General features: G+C 35.1%; 16 protein-coding genes and 1 tRNA gene. 3 read left to right on the forward strand and 14 right to left on the reverse strand.

From position 1 onward, the window contains the following. The 5 genes from dapB to GR162_RS15065 all read right to left on the reverse strand — a co-directional run bounded on the left by dapB (position 1) and on the right by GR162_RS15065 (position 3,602). Positions 1-702, reverse strand: coding sequence for a 4-hydroxy-tetrahydrodipicolinate reductase (dapB, locus tag GR162_RS15045; protein WP_160782820.1), 702 nt, complete (start codon positions 700-702; stop codon positions 1-3). A gap of 39 nt (positions 703-741) precedes the next feature. After that, positions 742-1,302, reverse strand: a complete 561-nt coding sequence (locus tag GR162_RS15050) for a DUF5683 domain-containing protein (RefSeq protein ID WP_160782821.1) — start codon at positions 1,300-1,302, stop codon at positions 742-744. Then, the gene (locus GR162_RS15055) at positions 1,302-2,204 is read right to left on the reverse strand and encodes a ParB/RepB/Spo0J family partition protein (protein WP_008464568.1); all 903 of its coding nucleotides are present in this window, start codon (positions 2,202-2,204) and stop codon (positions 1,302-1,304) included. The genes GR162_RS15050 and GR162_RS15055 overlap by 1 nt, the downstream gene beginning before the upstream one ends. Positions 2,205-2,209: 5 nt before the next feature. Next, positions 2,210-2,977, reverse strand: a complete 768-nt coding sequence (locus GR162_RS15060; RefSeq protein WP_008464569.1) for a ParA family protein — start codon at positions 2,975-2,977, stop codon at positions 2,210-2,212. A gap of 220 nt (positions 2,978-3,197) precedes the next feature. Next, positions 3,198-3,602, reverse strand: coding sequence for a septal ring lytic transglycosylase RlpA family protein (locus tag GR162_RS15065; protein ID WP_160782822.1), 405 nt, complete (start codon positions 3,600-3,602; stop codon positions 3,198-3,200). A 229-nt stretch (positions 3,603-3,831) separates the two neighbouring features. Between GR162_RS15065 and GR162_RS15070 the strand changes: the two genes are divergently transcribed. Next, the gene (locus tag GR162_RS15070) at positions 3,832-6,003 is read left to right on the forward strand and encodes a hypothetical protein (RefSeq protein WP_160782823.1); all 2,172 of its coding nucleotides are present in this window, start codon (positions 3,832-3,834) and stop codon (positions 6,001-6,003) included. Positions 6,004-6,367: 364 nt separating this feature from the next. On the opposite strand, the gene GR162_RS15075 is transcribed toward GR162_RS15070, so the two are convergent. After that, a tRNA-Pro gene (locus GR162_RS15075) sits at positions 6,368-6,442 on the reverse strand. 177 nt (positions 6,443-6,619) lie between these two features. On the opposite strand from GR162_RS15075, the gene trxB reads away from it, so the two are divergent. Beyond that, positions 6,620-7,567 carry a thioredoxin-disulfide reductase gene (gene trxB, locus GR162_RS15080; protein WP_160782824.1) on the forward strand — a complete coding sequence of 316 codons (948 nt, stop codon included), beginning with the start codon at positions 6,620-6,622 and terminating at the stop codon, positions 7,565-7,567. Positions 7,568-7,676: 109 nt separating this feature from the next. Here the strand turns inward: trxB and GR162_RS15085 are convergent, their stop codons facing one another. The 5 genes from GR162_RS15085 to GR162_RS15105 form a co-directional block, all read right to left on the reverse strand. Continuing rightward, positions 7,677-8,537, reverse strand: coding sequence for a GIN domain-containing protein (locus GR162_RS15085; RefSeq protein WP_237421371.1), 861 nt, complete (start codon positions 8,535-8,537; stop codon positions 7,677-7,679). Positions 8,538-8,620: 83 nt separating this feature from the next. Beyond that, complete coding sequence (locus GR162_RS15090) at positions 8,621-9,355, reverse strand: head GIN domain-containing protein (protein ID WP_160782826.1); 735 nt, start codon at positions 9,353-9,355, stop codon at positions 8,621-8,623. Between the two features lie 3 nt (positions 9,356-9,358). Continuing rightward, positions 9,359-11,107 (reverse strand): PspC domain-containing protein, encoded by a 1,749-nt coding sequence (locus GR162_RS15095; protein WP_160782827.1) that lies wholly within the window; start codon positions 11,105-11,107, stop codon positions 9,359-9,361. Between the two features lie 3 nt (positions 11,108-11,110). Continuing rightward, positions 11,111-11,443 (reverse strand): PadR family transcriptional regulator, encoded by a 333-nt coding sequence (locus GR162_RS15100; RefSeq protein WP_008464689.1) that lies wholly within the window; start codon positions 11,441-11,443, stop codon positions 11,111-11,113. Between the two features lie 126 nt (positions 11,444-11,569). Next, positions 11,570-12,025, reverse strand: coding sequence for a DUF4870 domain-containing protein (locus tag GR162_RS15105; RefSeq protein WP_160782828.1), 456 nt, complete (start codon positions 12,023-12,025; stop codon positions 11,570-11,572). Positions 12,026-12,280: 255 nt separating this feature from the next. On the opposite strand from GR162_RS15105, the gene GR162_RS15110 reads away from it, so the two are divergent. Then, positions 12,281-12,733 (forward strand): DUF4442 domain-containing protein, encoded by a 453-nt coding sequence (locus GR162_RS15110; protein ID WP_160782829.1) that lies wholly within the window; start codon positions 12,281-12,283, stop codon positions 12,731-12,733. Positions 12,734-12,868: 135 nt separating this feature from the next. Here GR162_RS15110 and GR162_RS15115 read toward each other — a convergent pair whose 3' ends face one another. The 3 genes from GR162_RS15115 to GR162_RS15125 all read right to left on the reverse strand — a co-directional run bounded on the left by GR162_RS15115 (position 12,869) and on the right by GR162_RS15125 (position 18,144). After that, positions 12,869-13,030: a hypothetical protein gene (locus GR162_RS15115; RefSeq protein ID WP_160782830.1), complete on the reverse strand. Its 162-nt coding sequence runs from the start codon at positions 13,028-13,030 to the stop codon at positions 12,869-12,871. 133 nt (positions 13,031-13,163) lie between these two features. After that, a complete protein-coding gene (locus GR162_RS15120; RefSeq protein ID WP_202393947.1) occupies positions 13,164-15,407 on the reverse strand; it encodes a multicopper oxidase family protein in 2,244 nt (747 codons plus the stop codon). Between the two features lie 190 nt (positions 15,408-15,597). Beyond that, entirely contained in the window at positions 15,598-18,144 is a 2,547-nt protein-coding gene (locus tag GR162_RS15125; protein ID WP_160782831.1) for a heavy metal translocating P-type ATPase, read from the reverse strand. Positions 18,145-18,216 lie beyond the last annotated feature (72 nt).

Here is an 18,216-nt window from a genome sequence, read left to right on the forward strand (position 1 = left end):
TTATTTTAAGTTTAGTACATCTTTCATAGAGAAAATTCCCTGTTTTCCTGCTAGCCATTCGGCTGCAATAACAGCGCCTAATGCAAAACCTTCACGATTATGAGCGGTGTGTTTAATCTCGATGCTGTCTATTGGCGAATCGTAAGTTACGGTGTGTGTTCCAGGCACTTCTCCAATTCTTTTTGCTTCAATATGAATTTCATTTGCTTTTGCTTCTTCTAAAGTCCAATTGGCATAATTGCTGTTTTGGATAACACCTTGTGCTAAAGAAATAGCTGTTCCGCTTGGAGCGTCAAGTTTGTGGATGTGGTGGATTTCTTCCATCGAAACTTTGTAAGAATCAAATTGATTCATGATTTTAGCTAAATATTCATTTAGTCCGAAGAAAATATTTACTCCTAAACTAAAATTTGAGCTAGAAATAAATCCTCCTTTTTTCTCGTTGCAAAGCGCAATCATTTCATCATAATGTTCAAGCCATCCTGTTGTTCCTGATACTACAGGCACATTAGCATTAAAAGATGCTGAGATATTGCTAACTGCTGCTGATGGCACGCTAAAATCAATGGCAACATCGGCTGTTGAAAGTCCGTCATAGGTGTTAAATTCGTCTTTCTTTAAAACTATTTCATGACCTCTTTCTAAAGCAATTCTTTCAATTACTTTACCCATTTTTCCGTATCCTAAAAGCGCAATTTTCATTATGATTTGTTTTTGATTTTTTAAATAGAATATGATCTATTAAAACTTATAATTAAAGGTTAGTCCGACATTTGGTCTAAATGTTACATCGTCGGGATAAATTTCTGGACGCATTGAAAGCCTTTCGTTTACGTTAAACTGTATCAACGCGGCATCAACATTGGCATCGATAATGTTTAAGACATAGAATCCGACAACAAACAATGCAGAGAGATCTCTGTTTCTTTGGTAGAATTTTTGTCCATCAACAAGACGGCTGTCATCCAAAAATTGATATTTATCATCGTTGTAGCCTTCTAATCTTCGTTTGTAGGCGTCACGATAATCGTGGTATTTTTTATTGTTGTCTATATAAAAATATAAACTAGTTCCGATTGCTCCGTAGACCAATGGAATTTTCCAATATTTTTTGTTGTATGCTTGGCCTAAACCTGGTAAAATAGCAGAATAAAAAGCTGCTTTTGCTGGTGTAAGCGGGTCTATTTCTTGTAATGCAGTAGTGTCTTTTACGACCAAAACCGTGTCTTTTTTTACCTGGGCAAAAAGAGAAACGGTTCCTGTTAGAAAGAACAATAGACCAATGGGGACAATTTTATTCACTATCCGTTTATTAATTTTATAATTCTGTTAAAGTCAGCTTCAGAATTAAATGGAATTGTAATTTTTCCTTTTCCGTTACCAGCGACTTTTATATCAACTTTTGAGCCAAAATAATCGTTGAAAGTGTTTTTTTGTGTTTCTCTGACTATAAAAGCGGCATCAGCTTTAGGTTTTCCATCAGCTTTAGGCTGTTGACCTTCGTGGTAATTTTTAACTAAAGCTTCTGTCTCACGTACAGATAAATTTTGACTAACGATTTTTTGATAAATATCAGTCTGAACGTCTAAATCTTCAATGTTGATAATGGCTCTACCGTGTCCCATGCTGATAAAACCATCGCGAATACCGGTTTGGATAATCGGATCTAATTTTAAAAGACGCAAGTAATTGGCAATTGTCGAACGTTTTTTACCCACTCTTTCACTCATTTGTTCTTGAGTTAATTGAATTTCGTCAATCAAACGCTGGTATGATAAAGCAATCTCGATTGGGTCTAAGTCATGTCGTTGGATATTTTCAACCAAAGCCATAACCAATGATTCGTTGTCATTTGCAATACGAATATATGCAGGAACATGAGTAAGCCCTACTAATTTAGACGCACGAAGACGACGCTCTCCAGAGATTAACTGGTATTTATTAAAATCTAATTTACGAACAGTAATAGGTTGAATTACACCAAGTTCTTTGATAGAAGTGGCTAATTCGCGTAATGATTCTTCATTAAAATTGCTTCTAGGCTGAAACGGATTTATTTCAATCGCGCTTATTTCAAGTTCAATGATATTTCCAACAACCTTATCAGCATTTTTGTCTTCTACTGATTTAATGTCGTTTTCCGGATCTTTTAATAAGGCAGATAATCCTCTTCCTAAGGCTTGTTTTTTAATTACTTTTGTCATAAAAACTATTTACTGTTTTTCTTTATAATTTCTTGTGCTAAATGAATATAGTTTACGGCACCTTTACTTGTAGCATCATAGTTGATGATACTTTCTCCAAAACTCGGAGCCTCACTTAATTTTACATTTCGCTGAATTACAGTATCAAAAACCATATCGTTAAAGTGTTTTTGAACTTCTTCTACAACCTGATTAGATAAACGTAATCTTGAATCATACATTGTAAGCAATAATCCTTCAATGTCAAGATCTGGGTTGTGTATTTTTTGAATACTCTTAATAGTGTTCAATAGTTTACCTAATCCTTCAAGTGCAAAATATTCACACTGAATAGGAATAACTACAGAATCTGCAGCTGTTAAAGCATTCAAGGTTAACAAACCTAGAGAAGGTGCGCAATCGATAATGATATAATCATATTCTTCTTTTGCTTCTTCTAATGCTTTTTTAAGCATGTATTCACGGTTTTCTTTGTCAACCAATTCAATTTCGATAGCAACAAGGTCAATGTGAGCTGGTATCACGTCAACGTTTGGAGCTGTACATTTTAAAACGGCTTCTTTTGGTGTTACAGTATGCTCAAGTATTTGGTAAGTTCCAGTTTCAACTGTTTCTACGTCAATTCCAAGACCAGATGTAGCATTGGCCTGTGGATCAGCGTCGATCAACAATACTTTTTTTTCTAAAACACCTAATGAGGCAGCAAGATTTACTGATGTAGTAGTCTTTCCAACGCCTCCTTTTTGATTAGCAATAGCAATGATTTTGCCCATTTATTTTCTGAATTTTGAACCGTAAAAATACAATTATTTATGGTTTCTGAAAATCTATTTTGTTAACATTTGTGAAAGTGTGTCTAATCGGGGTTTTATAGGAGTTTGACAGAAAATAATTTTAGTTATGAATAAAATTATTAATAAGTTTTTTGAATAATTTAGGCGATATTCTTGCTGCAAAATGACGAAGGCCTAAATTTTGATTAGATCAAAAGATCTATTTTAAAACTTCGATAGTGACATAAGCTACCCCGCTTTTTTTGTTAGAAGCAATTTCCATAAAAGCCCTTTTGCTGAGATCAATTTCTCGTCCTTTTACAAAAGGTCCGCGATCTGTAATTTCTACAATAACAAATTTCTTATTTGCTTCGTTCGTTACTTTTAATAGGGTGCCAAAAGGGAATTTTTTGTGTGCTGCAGTAAGATCATTGTTGTTAAATCTTCTCCCGCTTGCTGTTTTTCGTCCGTTAAATTTGTCATGATAATAAGAAGCATGGGCGTTTTTCTTGTATGGTATACTTTCTCTGACTGAAGCACATGAATCAATACGAGTGATGTTTTTTTGTTGTGCGATTGCAACGGCAGAAAAAAATAAGGCAATAAATAGTATAATCCTTCTCATATTATTTTCTCTTTCTATTTTATGGGCAAAAAAAGATTATTAAAGAAAAACAGATGTATTCGATAAGCTTTATTTATGTTAGAAAAAGACAAAATTTTCAGATTTTGTAGTGTTTTTGATGAGAAAATTGAGCTCAGAAACGGACAGAAAGATTAGAGATTATTGCTATTTTGGGCGTTCTTAAAACTACAAGTATTACAATCTATCAAACCACAAAATGAAAATTGTTATGAGTAAAAAAATAATCTCATTATTTGCAGTATTTACGTTTATGATGCTTTTATGCAGTTTTGTTTCGCCTTATTCTGCTAGCGAGAAAATAGAAGGAAATAAAAAAATCCACCGCAAAATTGTTTACAACAAAAAGAAACACAGTCTCACCTTAACATGGTCGGCTTTTGGTACTTCTGGAAATTATGCCATTACAAGAGGAGGCAGTCGTCTGGCATCTGATTTTGTGTCGGTAGGATCAACTTCTAAATTGACATTTATCGATAATAAGCCTAATACTAGCAAATATGAGAACTATTATAAAGTAAGCCGAAATGATATCACGATTATCATTTCGCTTGAAAATCAGATTTTTGGAGACAATATGTATTTCTACGACAGAAAATATGAAAAAGCTGAAACGGCGCGAAATGAAATTAATTCGCAGTTTAGCAGGATAGGTTTAGGCGGTGCAAATGGCGAGTGGACAACAAAACGTCAAGCATACTATTTTAAGCCTAATGTAAATGGACAAACTTATGATGTTGGCGGATCAGGTTCTGCATCTTCAGCAGAGGCAAACGCTATAGAGTTAGGGTTTTACTCTCATATTGGAGGTTTGGGAAAGGTGCCTTCTGATGTTAAATTAGGTGCGATTTTTACAAAACCTCATCTTTCGGGAGGAGCAAATGCGACTTGTACATTTTGGCGTTCTGTAGAAAATGTAGAAGTAATGCGTGATTTTTCGTGGACTGTTTCTCAGTCAACAAGCGCACGAAGATTATTGATTGAAAGCACTTCTAAATATATTTCAGATATTGGAAATACAAATTTCTGGGGCAGTGGCGGTTTCATTGCTGATGCTCATTATACAACATCTAGGCCAAATTGGGGCGGACAGCAGCAATGGTATACTAGAAATACAGTTTTTCCGTCAGGTTCTGGAGCGATGGGAGGTTCGTACAATATGGTTTGGCAGGGATGTGTAAATTCTCCACAAGCAGATGAAGCTAATTCCCCAATTTCTACAACGCCAATTATTAGAGAAAAACCTTTTCTTTTTATCGATAACGATGGAGAGTATAAAGTGTTTGTTCCTGCTTGGCAAAAAGATAGAGTAGGAGTTTCTTGGTCTGCAACAGATATGGGGAAAGGTGAAATTCAAGATTTGGATACAAAATGGTACGTGGCTAAAGAAGGAGATACCGATGTAGAGGTTAACGCTGCATTGAAAGCTGGCAAAAACATATTTTTTACTCCTGGACATTATGCTTTGAACGCTCCCATTCAGGTAAATAGAAAAGACGCTATACTTCTGGGGGCTGGTATTGCTTCTGTAACGCTAGAGCCTACAGAAAAAAATACTTGGGGATGTATTTATGCTGATGATAAAGACGGAATTATCATTGCTGGCCTTTTAATGGATTCATTTAATAGTACGACGTATCAAGTTAGAATTGGCAATGAAAGAGCAAATGCAGATCACATCGCAGATCCTATTTTGCTTAGCGATATTACTTGTAGAGTAGGCGGAGTTCAATCAAAAAATATTCAGATTCAAGCTTCTATGCAAATAAATAGTAATAATGTTGTGGGCGATCATTTTTGGTTGTGGCGTGCGGATCACGGTTCGCAAAAAGGCGGCGACGCGCGCTGGACAAGAGACAGGTGTAAGAACGGACTTATTGTGGCAGGAAATGATGTTACGCTTTACGCTTTATTTGTAGAGCACTTTCAGGAATATGAAGTGTTGTGGTTGGGAGAACGTGGCAGAACATTTTTCTTTCAAAATGAACCGCCTTATGACGCACCAAACCAAGCAAGTTGGAGTAGTCAAGGGGGAAGGGTTGATGGGTATGCGGCTTTTAAAGTAGCCAATTCCGTAAAAGAACATCATACAATAGGAATGGGGTCTTATGCCGTTTTTACAGGAACAGATGGGAATGTAAATAAAAAGAATGGTTTTGAAATTCCAAACAATCCGAATGTGAAACTCGAAAAAATGTGCATTACCCGTTTTGCAGGTTCTGGAAATATTCAAAACGTTATAAATGGTACAGGTGGAAGCACAGCAACTGGTGTAAAACGTGTAGCAGTATATAGTAATGGAGAAGGTACACAGCCTTTTGATGAAGAATTTACATTGCCAAATCGTGAATCTTATCCTGCTTACATAAGTATGGAGAAATAACTAGGGAGTTTTTTTTGCCACGAATTCACGAATTATTTTTCTCAAATCTTTACTGTTATTTTTTCGAATTAATTCGAATAATATTAGATGAAATATTTAAAAAGAAAATTCGTGAATTTGTGGCTATTTATTTTTCGGCTTGTTTGAGGTAAATAGCCAATGGTTTCAACTATTGAAACACAATGTATGAAAATAAAAAAGCAGAACATTTCTGTTCGGCTTTGTCGGCGTGGCAGTCCCGAAAGCTTTCGGGAGAACCTTTGGCTTTTCCGATCAGAATCGGACGCGATAACCACTTTCCAACATTTTTATTTTGAGTTTATTGCAAAAAAAAAGTCTTTCCAAATAAATGAAAAGACTTTTGTCGGGGTGGCAGGATTCGAACCTGCGGCCTCCTGCTCCCAAAGCAGGCGCGATAACCGGGCTACGCTACACCCCGAAGATGTAATTTTTGTTGTAGTGCCCGAAAGCGGATGCAAAGATATAAATAAATTTCGTTTACAAAAGGAAAAAATGAAAATAAATAAAACTTATTTGGACATAGCTATTTCAGATTTATTTTCGGCGATATTTTTTATAATAAAGTTTACATTTGCAACTCAAAAAAACTATTACTATGTCAAATACAATCGAAAAAATTAAATGCCTTATTATAGGTTCTGGCCCTGCAGGTTATACTGCGGCGATTTATGCAGCCAGAGCTAATATGAATCCGGTACTATATCAAGGAATGCAACCTGGTGGTCAATTGACTACTACTAACGAGGTTGAAAACTTTCCGGGTTATGTTGATGGAGTTACAGGACCAGAAATGATGATTCAGCTACAAGAACAAGCAAAACGCTTTGGTGCAGATATTCGTGACGGTTGGGCTACAAAAGTTGATTTTTCTGGAGATATTCATAAAGTTTGGATTAACGATACAATCGAATTGCACTGTGAAACTGTAATTATTTCTACAGGTGCTTCAGCTAAATATTTAGGATTACCATCAGAACAACACTATTTGAATATGGGTGGTGGGGTTTCTGCGTGTGCTGTTTGCGACGGATTCTTCTATAGAAACCAAGACGTTGTTATTGTTGGAGCAGGAGATTCTGCTTGTGAAGAAGCACATTATTTGTCTAAACTTTGTAAAAAAGTAACCATGTTAGTAAGAAGCGATAAATTCAGAGCTTCTAAAATTATGGAAGAGCGTGTTCGTAAAACTGAAAACATCGAGATTTTAATGAATCACGATACTGTTGAAGTTTTAGGAGATAGTAATGTTGTTCATGCCATTAAAGCTTTAAACAAAACAACTGGCGAAACAATCGAAATTCCTGCAACTGGTTTCTTCGTAGCAATTGGTCACAAACCAAACACAGATATTTTTAAAGATTACATTACTCTTGACGAAACAGGATATATAGTAAATACACCAGGAACTTCTAAAACAAATGTTGAAGGTGTTTTTGTAGCGGGAGATGCTGCAGATCATGTATACCGTCAGGCAATTACTGCTGCAGGTACAGGATGTATGGCTGCATTGGATGCTGAAAGATATTTGGCTTCAAAAGAGTAATTTTTAGTTTACGGTCTCAGTCACAGTTTACGGACTATAAAATAAAAGTCCCAATCGTATGATTGGGACTTTTTCATTATATCTTAAACCCTAAAAAGTTTTGAAAGTTTTACAATGTCGTTGCTTTTGGTTTTGGTGCACCTGGTTTTTTTATCAGCTTAGCTTCTTCGCTAAAGCGTGTAAGGTCTATTTTTGGATCGCCATATAATGAAATTTCAGACTTGTCTCCAGCTGCAATTGCGACAGTGTTTTCTGCTAAAATGGTAGCAACGGCAGAACCTTCAGCTGTAACATTTGCATCTTTCAAAGTAAATTTTGTTCCTGTAAAAACTGAATTGTTGTCTAATCGAATAGTAGCTTTTTCTGCAATACCTTCAATTGCAGCGGTTGCTTTTTGGTACAAATCGCATTTGAATTTTATGGCAGAAACCAATGTTTTTACGCCAGCATATTTGCTCAATTGTAAACTTCCGTCTTCAGCTTTTAAGTTTAATTCTGTTCTGGATTTATCATCAGCGATTAAAGTGAATTTTTTTGAGTTTACATTCAAATACAATTTGGAAAAATCAAGACAATTCATTGTGATGTCATCCAATTGCAGTTCTTGAATAGCGTAAACTATTGCCTCATTTTTTGTGATTACTTTATTCAATGATTTAGTATAAGTAACCTTAACAGATAGTTTCTTGAAAATAGTAGATTCTTTATTGGTGTATAAGCGAAGTGTTTTTTCTCTTAAATCCATACCTACAATATCGTGCAGGTTGTCATCGGCTTCAATTTTAATTTCGTTTTTTTCTCCTTGTTCTAGATAAACTTCCAGATTATCATCAACTTCAAGGGCATCAAAACTTCCAACTTCTTTTATTGAGGTAGTTACAATTTTAGAACCTTTAATTTTTTCTCTTTTTTGAGCGAAAGTCAGAGTTGTAACAAGTAATAATAGGAGTAGGGCGGTACTTTTTTTCATTAATTCTAGATTTGATTTTGACAAATATAAAAAAATCATCCACTTTTGGTGAATGATTTCGTTTATATTTAACAGTTGTTTTTTTAGCTTTTGTTTACGTTTCCTCCAGAGCTTGCAGATTTTTCAACTGTTTTTGGATTACCGCTGTAGTTAATATTTCCTCCGCTAGAAGCATCTGCTTTTAGACTTAAGATTGGACGTACAGAAACGGTTCCTCCGCTAGAAGCATCTGCACGAACATCATTTGCCATTAATTTTTCGGCATCAATACTTCCTCCACTAGAAACCGAAGTAGTAAGACTTAATGCTTTACCTTCAATTTCTACAGAACTTCCGCTTCCTGCATCTACTGCGATTCTGTCCGATTCGATTTTAACATCCATTGATGCTGCGCTCGAAGCTTCTAAAGTAATATCTTCACCTTGAACAAGTCCATCAGTTTCAACCGTTGAAGCACTTGAAGCTTCTATTTTATGAACAACTGGCATTTTTACGGTTACTTTTTTTGATGTAATGTTGCGGAAAGAATTGTACTTGCACTCAATAATAAGTGTTCCGTTTTCTACTTTCGTAACAATTTCTTTTTGCAGATTGTCATCAGCCTCAACCGTAATTTCTGTAGCATCTGACTGTACAATAACCACATCGATGGCATTGCTTACAGAGATATTTTTAAACTCTCCTTGAACAGTTCTTTTTTCTGTGGTAACATTCCCGCTTCCTTCAATTGCATTCATGTTAAAATTACATGAAGCAAACAATAAAGCAGTAACAGTTGCAATTATAAATTTCGTAATATGAATGATTATTTTTATCATGGTTTAGTTAATTTTGATTATCACTCCGTTTTTATCAGTAGTTAGTTTTCCCTTAGTTGTTTTTCCGTTTAAAACTTCTTTTCCATTAATTTTAACCGAAACTTCTTTTATAGTGTCGTTAGTGGTATTTGCATCAGAATCATTTTGATCATTCTCATAATCACTTTCGTAATTGTTGTCATTGTCCTCATCAGCAGGGCAGTTTAAACATTTTACTTTAGTCCCGATAACTTTGTAATTGTAATCTCCGTTATAATTCAATTCGAAGAAATTGTCGTCTGAATTATAATAATCTCTTACAGAAGAATCAGGTTTGATTAATTGCCCTTCTGGTACATACAGGTAAATATCAACTTCTTGTCCTCTGAATTTGTTTTTTACATCTGTCAGAAAATAATTATCCAAAATTAAATGATTTCCGCTAACTTGAAACTTATAGGTAATTTTTTCTGCTCTTTTTTTAGCATTTGTAAATGAGTTTCCTCTTGCGCTTTTTTCTATCTGCATAAACGGAGCCGATTCGTCTGTGTGTAATACATGTAAACGTACATCATTAGAATAAATCAAATCATTGTTTGCAGAATCCTGTACAAATTCAAACTCTCTATAGTGGTTCAAACTTTTTGTATAATAATCATTGTATTTGAACTTAATATATAAAGTATCTGTTGGTTTGATTGCCAAAACTTTTTTCTCGACTACTTTGTTATCGTATGAAATTTCAGTTGCCTGTTTGATTCCGATACTAGTTAGAATGGCAATAGAAATAATCCAAAGAGCTAAAAGCGTATATTTTGTAATATTTCCGATTGATTTTAAGTTTGGAGATAACAGTTTAAATCCTAAAAGTGTTAAGAAGAAAAACGGAATTCCAACAGCAAAGAACATCAACAATCCGAATGACCAAAGCGGATATTCTGTAAAGTTTCCAGCTTCGATAAAATTCTGCCAAGGGAAATCGATAAAAATGTTAGTTCCCAAAGTAAAAACGCCAATCAATAACATGATTAAGGTTGAAATCCCTGATATAATTAAAATTACTCCTAAGAATTTTGCAAAGATTTTAAAAATCGTCATGATAAAGTCTCCAAATGAACTACTTATTCTCTCAGCTCCCGACTTTACTTGGTTTCCCATTTTGTCATAATCTGCATTTTTGAATTTCTCAGAAAGTGAATCAATTTCTTCGCGAACTTTTTTTTCGATGTTCGAAATTGTTACAGGTTCTCCAGTCATTTCCAATTTTTCTGAAGTGGTAACTGCTTCAGGAGTTACGATCCAAAGAACGAAATAAGCTAAAATTCCAGTTCCAAAACCTGCGAAAACGAAGATTAAGAATATGATTTTAATCCATACAGCATCAATTCCAAAGTAATGTCCTAAACCTGTAGCCACACCTCCGATCATACCTTTTTCTTTATCGCGATATAATTTTTTGTGTTTTCTAGGACCATAATTATTATAAGACTGATTCGGATTTTCTTCGTCTTCAATTCGGTAGTCTTCTGGTTGTCCCATTACCGCAATCACTTCATCAACATCTTTCAGTCCAACAACATGTTTTTCGCTTTTTTGTTTTTCTGTCAATAATTCAGAAACACGCATTTCGATGTCTTTAATGATTTCATCCTGACCAGATGAGTTGTTAAGTGATCGTTTTATAGCGTCAAAGTAGCGTGTCAATTTTAAGTATGCATCTTCATCGATGTGAAAAAACATCCCGCCTAAGTTAATATTTACTGTTTTGTTCATGACTTATTGATTTTGATTGGTGATTAGATTTACAGCATCGGATAATTCTGTCCAAGTGCCGCTAAGTTCGTTTAAAAATGTTTGTCCTATCTCAGTTAATCCATAATATTTTCGCGGTGGCCCAGAGGTCGATTCTTCCCAGCGATAATTTAGTAAACCGTCATTTTTCAATCTAGTTAACAACGGGTAAACGGTTCCTTCTACAACTAGTAATTTTGCGTTTTTTAAAGTGTCTAATATCTCAGAGGTATAGGCATCTTTTTCTTTTAGAACTGATAAGATGCAAAACTCAAGAACACCTTTGCGCATCTGTGCTTTTGTGTTTTCAATGTTCATAATTTCATTTTGTTTTTTTTTGATTGAACAATTCGTTTTTTGATTGATGGTGATTTGATTGATGATTGATTTCGAAACTTATATGATTTGATTGATGTTTCGACTATAACTTTTAATTTTTTAATGTCACTTTATAAAAGGAATCGTAAGCGGATATTTGTATAACTCTCCGTTTGAAGCTTTTATCGAAGCGTAGATTACTAAAAAGAATTCAACAAACTTTAATAACCCGAAAAGTATAACAGCTGTTATGCCCACACTTAAAATTCCAATGTTTGCCTGAATGTTAAAGTTTCTAATTACAAAATCATCGTCATTAAAAACGGCTTCTAATGGAAGATTCTGCAAGAAAACAGTAACGAAAATCGGTATCGCAATAAGCGCTAAAATCAAAGAATAAAGCAAAATGCTTAATTGAAAGTTCAAAGCCTGTTTTCCATGATGATCTGCAAATTCAGACTTGTCTTTATAATTTGTCCAAATGATTAGCGGAAAAATATAGTTCCCAAACGGAATGATGTATTGGCTTAAAGTACTTAAATGAGTAAATGTTGCTGTATTCTTTTCTGATGTTTTTTCCATGATGAGTGGTGTTGTTGTTTCCATGATTAAAAGTATATAGTAATTTCTTATGCAAATATATGTCTAAAAAACAGTATCTTGTTTTGCATAGTACTAATTATTAACAAAAATTTAACAAATTTAAAATTATGAAATTAGCTTTAAATTGTTGAAAATCATTTGGAACCCTTGTGTTTGTTGACTTCTTTCTGATATGTCAATAATTTATTGTGCGCGCATAGTTTTTTTGTATTTTTACATAAAAAAAATAATCCTATGGCACTTTCGGTATCAAAACTTAATAAATTCGTCTTGTTCAAACTCCCTTCTGCATACTTTTGCGGAGTGCGTGTAAAAGACATTAACGATAGCAGTTGTACAGTTACAGTAAAACACAGATGGATCAATCAGAATCCATTTAACTCGATGTATTTTGCTGTTCAGGCTATGGCGGCAGAATTGACAACAGGGGCTTTGGTGATTTCTCAGATACAGCAAAGCGGAAAGAAAATTTCTATGTTAGTAGCCAATAACAAAGGAAACTTCACTAAAAAAGCAACAGGACGAATTACTTTTGTCTGCAACGATGGGCATTTGATTGCCGATGCCATAAAGAAAACAATAGAAACGGGAGAAGGGCAGACGTTCTGGATGAAATCTATTGGAACAAATGAAGAAGGTGTTCAGGTTTCTGAAATGGATTTTGAATGGAGTATCCGTGTGAAATAGTTTTTTAGCCACGAATTCACGAATTAAATTTTTAGAGCTTTGTCAAAGTTTAAAACTTTGACAAAGCTTCGAAACAGTATATAAAAAAGACCTCGTTTTTGGCGAGGTCTTTTTTTGTTGAAATCCAAGTTTCAATTATTTTTTAACGCAACAAGATTTTTTATCTTTTTTATCAGTTGATGTTTTTTTACAGCAAGATTCTTTTTTCTCTTTATCTTTTGTTACCGGTTTTGTTTCCTGAGCCATTACACCGATCGAAAATAAAGCAGCTGTTGCTATCGTGATTACTTTTGTCATTTTCATTAAATGTTTTTTGTGTTAGAGTTATAATTGGTGAATCAAATATAATTCGAATTCTTATAGCTGATTCTTACAAATTGTTAATGTTTTTGTAAAATCTGTTAATGAGTTGTAAACTCCACCATTGTATTTAGTAGTTAAGATTAACCCCAAAACCAATTCCCATATCGCTGTCATAATGTGTTGTGATTCCGAAGTTTCGGGCAACAATATATTTCAATCCCGCCATATATTCTTTATCGGTATTCCACATTAAATTCATACGAAGTCTTTGCGAAAGCGGAATATCTTTTCGCTCAAATTGTACTCTTACATTTCCATCGGTATAAACTTCAACTTGCGCTTTTATGAGCATTGGTAAAGTATATTCGGCTCCTAAACTGAAAACCGAACGATTGTCTTTGGTATTTTTTTGTCCCCAAAGATTTTGTTCCTGTTCGTCCATTCCCATTTTGCGGTAACGCCAGTCAAAACCAATAAAAGGCATTAACCATTGATTTTTTCCAATGTAGCGACCAATATGAGTTTCAGTTTCATAACCATGTTTGTCGTTGTAACCCAATCTCCATTCCGTTCCGATGCTCCAACGTGTGTTGCTGAACATCGCTTCACCATCATTTCCGTTGGTAGCAAAATCATTTTCGGCCATAAAATGAAACATTCTATCGTCCATTTTTAGCATTTTAAAAGCCATTTCAGGATGATGAATCAACGGATTTGGAGCGGAATTTTCATAACTAAAAATACGTCCCATTCCAGCCATCATGTGGTATAAAATATGACAATGAAAAAACCAGTCGCCATCAGCATTTGCCTGAAACTCGATTGTATCGGTTTCCATTGGCATAATATCAATCACATTTTTTAACGGAGAATAATCGCCGTGTTCGTTTAGAATTCTAAAATCATGTCCGTGCAAATGCATTGGATGACGCATCATCGAACCGTTGTATAAAACGATACGAACATTTTCTCCTTTTTTGATTAAAATTTTATCCGTCTCAGAAACCACTTTATTATCCAAACTCCAAACGTAACGGTTCATATTTCCAGAAAGCGTAAAGCGCAATTCTTTTACAGGTGCATCTTTCGGAAGATTAGTTTTAAAAGGAGATTTCAGCATGCCATAATTTAAAGTCACAATTTCTGAAGTTTCGGCGCTGTCGCTTTCCATTTTCATTTCTTCCATATTATGATTCGAATGATCCATCGCAGGTTTTGCATTTTCATCTTCACCTGAAATTTCAGGATACATTACAGCATTCATGTCCATTTTATTCAGAGACATATTCATGTCCATATCGTTCATTTCGCCGTTCATTTTCATCATGTCGTTCATCATTTTCATCCCTTCAAAATATTTTAATTTCGAAAGATGGTGAGCCGGCTGTTTTTCTCCACTTCCTAAAAACAAAGACGCAGATCCCGTTCTGTCTTCGGCTGTAGCCAAAAAGGCAAAAGATTTATTATCCTCTGGAATCGTAACCACAACATCATACGTTTCAGAAACGGCAATAATCAAACGATCAACCTCTACTGGTTCAACATCGTTTCCGTCGCTGGCTACAACGGTAATTTTTCCTCCGCCGTAAGTAAGCCAGAAATAACTCGAAGCGCCGCCATTTGCAATTCGCAATCTTACTTTTGAGCCAGGTTTAAGATCTGAAAATTGCTGTTCGTTTTTACCATTAATCAGGAACTTTTCATAATACACATCGCTGACATCCATTGCATTCATTCGTTTCCATTCGTTGGTCACTTTGGTCGAAAAATGTCCTTGTTTTAAAGCTTCAAAATAGCTTTGTGTTGTTCCTTTTTTTATGGCAAACCAATCGTTGGCATTGTGCAGCATGCGCTGAATGTTCTCTGGTTTCAAATCTGACCATTCGCTTAAAATAACTGGAATTGTCGGCAAATCGTCAATACCTTTTCTAATCGTTGAATCGTCTTTTTTCTTATTGATGATAAAAAGTCCATATAAACCAATTTGTTCCTGCAAACCCGAATGACTGTGATACCAATACGTTCCGTTTTGAATGATTGGAAATGTATATTTATGAGTCGTTCCAGGTTCAATTGGCATTTGGGTTAAATACGGAACGCCGTCTTCTTTATTTGGCAGAAACAATCCGTGCCAGTGCATGGAAGTGGTTTCCTTTTTTAATTCGTTGTGCACATAAATTTCTGCAATATCTCCTTCGGTAAAAGTTAGAGTTGGCATCGGAATTTGTCCATTAACCGAAATAGCACGTTTTTCTTTACCCGAAAAATTGACAATCGTATCGCGAACATGCAAATCGTAACGCACGACTTTCTGAGCTTTTAGTTGAAAAGCAATTAAAAAAAGGATCAGGATATATTTAATTTTAATCATTAGCTTATAATTTTAAATCAATTGAACATAATTGAATTTTAACACATAGAAACATAGATTTTTGTGTCTATAAAAAGAGAAGAGAAGAAACTAGTTTCCACACATAGCTATGTGTATTGAAATAAGTGAAACGCCTCTAACCGCAAAGCAGAACTATGTTTCTATGTGTTTAAAATAATTACACTACAAATTACAATTTTAAATTTCTCAATCGTAAAGCATTTACAATTACTGAGACAGAACTCAAACTCATTGCAACCGCAGCCAACATCGGCGAAAGCAATATTCCTAAAAACGGATATAAAATTCCTGCTGCAATTGGCACTCCTAAAGTGTTATATATAAAAGCAAAGAATAAATTCTGCTTGATATTTGACATTACAGCATGGCTGAGGTTTTTTGCTTTTACAATTCCGTTTAAATCACCTTTTACCAAAGTTATTTTAGCACTTTCGATGGCAACATCAGTTCCTGTTCCCATTGCGATTCCAATGTTGGATTGAGCCAAAGCAGGCGCATCGTTGATTCCGTCTCCAGCCATGGCAACGATTTTTCCTTGCGCTTGAAGACGTTCGATTTCTTTTAATTTATCTTCCGGAAGACAATCTGCTTTGAAAGAACTCAAATGTAAATGATCGGCAACCGCTTTTGCAGTATTATGATTATCGCCCGTCATCATGATTACCTCAACACCTTGAGCGATTAGTTCTTTAATGGCTTTTGCGCTGTTTTCTTTGATGGCATCGGTAATCGCTACAAAACCTAAAACTTCTTTCTCAATAGAAATATACGAAATAGTTTTTCCAAGATTTTGTTCGGCAGTTACTTTACTTTCTAAATCTGAAGAAACAGAAACTCCAATTTCATCCATTAATTTTTTATTTCCTAAAGCGACTTTTTTGCCTTCGATACTTCCAAAGACACCTTTTCCTGCAATGGTTTCAAAACCTTGAACTTCTTTCAGCAAACTATTTTTAGCTTTCGCGAAATTGACTACGGCTTGCGCCAAAGGATGTTCGCTATGCTGATTCAAAGAAGCAATGTTTTGAAGCAGAAAATCTTCATCATTATTAACCGCATAAATTTTTTCTACAGATGGTTTTCCTTCCGTAATGGTTCCAGTTTTATCGGTAATTAAAACATCAATTTTATTCATGTTTTCCAGAGCTTCGGCATTTTTGATTAAAATTCCATGCTGAGCGCCTTTTCCAACGCCAACCATAACCGACATTGGAGTTGCGAGTCCAAGTGCGCAAGGGCAAGCAATAATCAAGACAGCAATTGCATTAATCAATCCGTAGACATAAGCAGGTTCTGGACCGAATTTCGCCCAAGCAAAAAAGGTTAAAACCGAAATGATTACAACCGTTGGAACGAAATATTTAGAAACGCGATCGGCTAATTTCTGAATTGGAGCGCGTGATCTGCTGGCGTCATTTACCATTTGGATAATCTGCGAAAGCATGGTTTCTGAACCTACTTTTTCGGCAATCATCACAAATGATTTTGTACCGTTTATAGTTCCTGAAATTACAGCATCACCAGTTTTTTTGTCTACAGGAATTGGTTCGCCAGTAATCATAGATTCGTCGATACTGCTTTCTCCAGTAGTTATTTTTCCGTCTACAGGAATTTTTTCTCCTGGCTTCACACGAAGCAAATCGCCTTTTTTGATATTGTGAATAGAGATTACTTTATCTACACCGTTTTCAACCAAAGTCGCTTCTGTTGGAGCTAATTTCAATAACTCTTTTATTGCTCCGTTGGTTTGCCCGTGTGCTTTAGCTTCTAATAATTGTCCCAATAAAACTAAGGTGATAATTACCGTTGCCGCTTCAAAATACAAATGAATCGTTCCGTGATGTGATTTGAATTCAGATGGGAAAATATCTGGAAAAAACATTCCGATAATGCTAAATAGGAAAGCAACACTAGTTCCAATTCCGATTAGTGTAAACATGTTTAAATTCCAAGTCACAATTGATTTGTATGCACGAACGAAAAACATCCATCCAGCATAAAACAAAACGGGAATTGAAAATAAAAGCTGAACCCAATTCCACTTTTCAATCGACATTACATTATATAATGGATTATTCGGAATCATTTCAGACATTGAAATAATGAAAATAGGGAGCGTAAATAAAATCGCAATTTTCATTTTCTTCAGCAAATCCGTATAAGTTTTGTTTTCTTCACTTTCTGAAGCCTGCATAGGAACCAAATCCATTCCGCAGATTGGACAATCGCCCGGTTCGTTTGAAACGATTTCTGGATGCATTGGACAAGTAAATTGTGTTGCAGTTACGGCAACTTGCGGTACTAAATCCATTCCGCAAACTGGGCAATCTCCAGGTTTATTGTATGTTTTGTCGCCTTCGCAATGCATTGGGCAATAATAAACGCCATTTGCACTGTGCTGGTGCACTTTTTTAGTTTCTGTTTTATGATGATTGTGATTGTGGCTGTGATGATCTTTTTTATGACTAGAACAGCAAGATTTAAAGGTAGTTTCTCCATGATTTTTAGGAGAATCCATTTCAATAGTATAATTTCCCGTAGCAGATAAAACTTCCTGAAATTTTTCTGTCGGAACATGTTTTTCCATTGTAATCGTAGCCATTGGCGGATCCAAAGTTACTTCTGCCTGAACACCTTCTACTTCATTTAAAGTTTTTTCGACTTTGGTTCGGCATCCGTTGCATGACATTCCTGAAATTATATATTGATGAGTCATTGTATTGGTTTTTAATGTTACAATGCAAATTTCCGAAGTATCTGCGAGTTCGGTTTGTAGAATTTTGGGAAT

The organism is Flavobacterium sp. HBTb2-11-1, assembly GCF_009826975.1.
Taxonomy (GTDB): Bacteria; Bacteroidota; Bacteroidia; order Flavobacteriales; family Flavobacteriaceae; genus Flavobacterium.

Coding starts and splice junctions, on each gene's coding strand:
- GR162_RS15115 (WP_160782830.1), bottom strand. CDS start 13,030: ATGACAAAAGTAATCACGATAGCAACAGCTGCTTTATTTTCGATCGGT.
- GR162_RS15055 (WP_008464568.1), bottom strand. CDS start 2,204: ATGACAAAAGTAATTAAAAAACAAGCCTTAGGAAGAGGATTATCTGCC.
- GR162_RS15105 (WP_160782828.1), bottom strand. CDS start 12,025: ATGGAAAAAACATCAGAAAAGAATACAGCAACATTTACTCATTTAAGT.
- GR162_RS15095 (WP_160782827.1), bottom strand. CDS start 11,107: ATGAACAAAACAGTAAATATTAACTTAGGCGGGATGTTTTTTCACATC.
- GR162_RS15125 (WP_160782831.1), bottom strand. CDS start 18,144: ATGACTCATCAATATATAATTTCAGGAATGTCATGCAACGGATGCCGA.
- GR162_RS15100 (WP_008464689.1), bottom strand. CDS start 11,443: ATGAACATTGAAAACACAAAAGCACAGATGCGCAAAGGTGTTCTTGAG.
- GR162_RS15065 (WP_160782822.1), bottom strand. CDS start 3,602: ATGAGAAGGATTATACTATTTATTGCCTTATTTTTTTCTGCCGTTGCA.
- GR162_RS15090 (WP_160782826.1), bottom strand. CDS start 9,355: ATGATAAAAATAATCATTCATATTACGAAATTTATAATTGCAACTGTT.
- GR162_RS15070 (WP_160782823.1), top strand. CDS start 3,832: ATGAGTAAAAAAATAATCTCATTATTTGCAGTATTTACGTTTATGATG.
- GR162_RS15120 (WP_202393947.1), bottom strand. CDS start 15,407: ATGATTAAAATTAAATATATCCTGATCCTTTTTTTAATTGCTTTTCAA.
- GR162_RS15110 (WP_160782829.1), top strand. CDS start 12,281: ATGGCACTTTCGGTATCAAAACTTAATAAATTCGTCTTGTTCAAACTC.
- dapB (WP_160782820.1), bottom strand. CDS start 702: ATGAAAATTGCGCTTTTAGGATACGGAAAAATGGGTAAAGTAATTGAA.
- GR162_RS15060 (WP_008464569.1), bottom strand. CDS start 2,977: ATGGGCAAAATCATTGCTATTGCTAATCAAAAAGGAGGCGTTGGAAAG.
- GR162_RS15085 (WP_237421371.1), bottom strand. CDS start 8,537: ATGAAAAAAAGTACCGCCCTACTCCTATTATTACTTGTTACAACTCTG.
- trxB (WP_160782824.1), top strand. CDS start 6,620: ATGTCAAATACAATCGAAAAAATTAAATGCCTTATTATAGGTTCTGGC.